Consider the following 2,508-nt stretch of genomic DNA (forward strand, 5'->3'; position numbering starts at 1 on the left):
GCTTCTTCGCCGTCCTCGTCGTCCCGCCCGGCCCGCCCTTCCCGGAGGAGCTCCACGGGCGGAAGGTGTGCGGCATCGTATGGTGCTGCACGGGTGACCCGGACGGGGTCGCCGAGACCCTCTCGGCAGTGAACGACGCGGGCCGGCCGGCCTTCCACTTCACGACGCCGATGCCCTACGACGCGTTGCAGGGCATGTTCGACGAGCTGATCCCGTCCGGCTACCAGTGGTACTGGCGTGGCGACTTCTTCGACCACATCCCCGACGCCGCCCTGGACGTGCACCTCGAATACGGCCGGAACAACCCCACGCCGCTGTCGCTGATGCACCTCTACCCGATCGACGGCGCCGCCCACCGGGTCGGCCCGGACGACACCGCGTGGAGCTACCGGGACGCCCTCTGGTCCGGTGTCTTCGCCGGCGTCGACCCCGACCCGGCCAACGCGGAGACGATCAGGCAGTGGTGCGTGGGCTACCAGGAGGAGCTGCATCCGTTCTCGATGGGCGGCTCGTACGTGAACTTCATGGGCTCGGGCGAGGGCCAGGAACGGGTCCGGGCGACGTACCGCGACCACTACGACAGGCTCGCCCGCATCAAGCGGACCTACGACCCGGACAACCTCTTCCACGGCAACCAGAACATCGAACCGGCGCGAGGGTGACGGACACCGCACGCGTCCCCGGGAGGCTCGCTATGGGACGGATGGTCGACGCCGACGGCGTGGAACTCTGGGTGGAGCAGCGGGGCGAGGGTCCCGACGTCCTGCTCGTCGCGGGGCTCGGGGACCCCGCCGAGGCGTGGCGGTCACAGCTCGACGGGCTCGCGGACCGCTACCGGCTCACCGCGTTCGACAACCGCGGCGCGGGCCGCAGCCCGCTGCCCGACGGCCCGCTCTCGGTAGCGGGGATGGCCGACGACGCCGCGGCGCTGCTGCGGGCTCTCCAGGTGCCGGCGGCTCACATCACGGGCTTCTCGGGCGGCAGTTTCATCGCCCAGGAGCTGGCCCTGCGCCACCCCGGCCTGGTCCGCAGCCTCGTCCTCATGAGCACGACGGCCCGCCCGGATCCCTACTTCCGCGCCATGACGCGCTTCTGGAACTGGATGGTCGAACGCGCCCCGGACGAACGGGCCGTGCTGGAAGCGTTCTACCTGTGGATCTACACCCCGCGCGCCCACGCCGACGGCATGGTCGACCGCTTCATCGACGAGGCCCTGGCCTTCGAGCATCCGCAGTCCACCGAGGCCTTCCAGCGCCAGCTCGCCGCGTTCGCCGGTCACGACACCCTCGACCGCCTCGGCGGCATCCGCGTCCCGACCCTCGTGCTCGCCGGTGAACTCGACCTCGCCACACCACCGCGCCTCGGCCGCGCGGTCGCGGAGAGCATCCCGGGCGCCGTGTTCGAGGTGCTGCCCGGGGAAGCGCATCAGCCGTTCCAGGAGGTGCCGGAGGTGTTCAACGCGCGGGTCGGAGCCTTCTGGAGGGAGGTGGAGGCGCCGGCCGCCGGGAGAGCCACCCGGCATCGCTGAACCGGGCGGGCCGTTCACCGGCCGGTGCCCGCCGGAGAAGGGCGGCGGGCACCGTGCGGTCGTGACGGGTCAGGCCGCGGCGAGAGCGGGATCCGGTTCCTCCGCCGCGGCGAGCAGGGCGAGGAGCGTCGCCCGGGCGCGGGCCACACGGGAACGGACCGTGCCGACCGGGCAGTTGCTCCGTGCGGCGGCCTCCGCGTAGGGCAGGCCGAGCAGCTGCGTGAGGACGAACGCCTCGCGGCGTTCGTGCGGCAGTCCGGCCAGCAGCTCCAGCAGTGCCACGCCGTCGTCGAAGCCGGGCAGGCCGCGCGGCTGGGCGAGTTCGGCCGCCGGCTCCCAGTCCGGCAGGTCGGCCGGCCGGGGGCGTACGGCGGTGTACCGGATGCTGTCGGCCACCGCGCGCCGGGCGATCGCCAGCAGCCAGGTCCGCGCCGAGGAACGTCCCTCGAACCGGTGCAGACTGCCGAGCGCCCGCAGGAACGTGTCCTGCGCCAGATCGTCCACCGCCTGCGGGTCGGCGCACAGATGGGCGACGTACCGGATGACGTCACGGTGCAGGGCGCGCACGAAGTGGTCGACGGCCGCGGAGTCACCGCCGCGGGCGGCCAGCGCCCAGGCGGTTATCGACGCGTCGGCCGACGCCGACCTCTCGTGCGAAAGGGGCAGGGCAGGAGTGATCACCTGATGTCCTTGTCGGGGATCCGGGACCGCTGGGACGCGAGCAGGCAGGCCGTGAGGTCGTACGTGCGCGCGTGGGGTGCGGTCCGGTGAGCGGGGGCGCGGGCGTGCCCGTACCGCGCGTCGGGAGGTGTGAGGTCCCACGGGGTGCGCGCAGGCACGGAGGTACGGCCGCTGCCGGGGCGCGCGGGGCTGCCCCGGCCGATGCCGGCTGCCGTCAGGCGGCAGCGGCCCCCGCGGGTGGTCCCCGGGTGGTGATCGCGTGCACGAGGAGGAGGCGGCGGGGCGAGTGGTTCGACGGC

3 protein-coding genes and 1 pseudogene are annotated in these 2,508 nt (G+C 73.4%); 2 read left to right on the forward strand and 2 right to left on the reverse strand.

Features of this window, described 5'->3' with window-relative positions:
* Together C1J00_RS41945 and C1J00_RS41950 are read left to right on the forward strand one after the other, a co-directional pair.
* Window positions 1-662, forward strand: a 662-nt coding sequence (locus C1J00_RS41945; protein WP_146046385.1) for a BBE domain-containing protein, incomplete at its 5' end; no start/stop codon positions are given.
* 32 nt (window positions 663-694) lie between these two features.
* Entirely contained in the window at window positions 695-1,528 is an 834-nt protein-coding gene (locus C1J00_RS41950) for an alpha/beta fold hydrolase (protein WP_102914057.1), read from the forward strand.
* Between the two features lie 69 nt (window positions 1,529-1,597).
* Here C1J00_RS41950 and C1J00_RS41955 read toward each other — a convergent pair whose 3' ends face one another.
* Complete coding sequence (locus C1J00_RS41955; RefSeq protein WP_102914058.1) at window positions 1,598-2,209, reverse strand: sigma-70 family RNA polymerase sigma factor; 612 nt, start codon at window positions 2,207-2,209, stop codon at window positions 1,598-1,600.
* Window positions 2,206-2,508 (reverse strand): annotated as a pseudogene (locus C1J00_RS46080) (hypothetical protein); the annotation flags it as partial. The gene C1J00_RS41955 and the pseudogene C1J00_RS46080, both read right to left, overlap by 4 nt.

The organism is Streptomyces cahuitamycinicus (genome assembly GCF_002891435.1).
Classification (GTDB): Bacteria; Actinomycetota; Actinomycetes; order Streptomycetales; family Streptomycetaceae; genus Streptomyces; species Streptomyces cahuitamycinicus.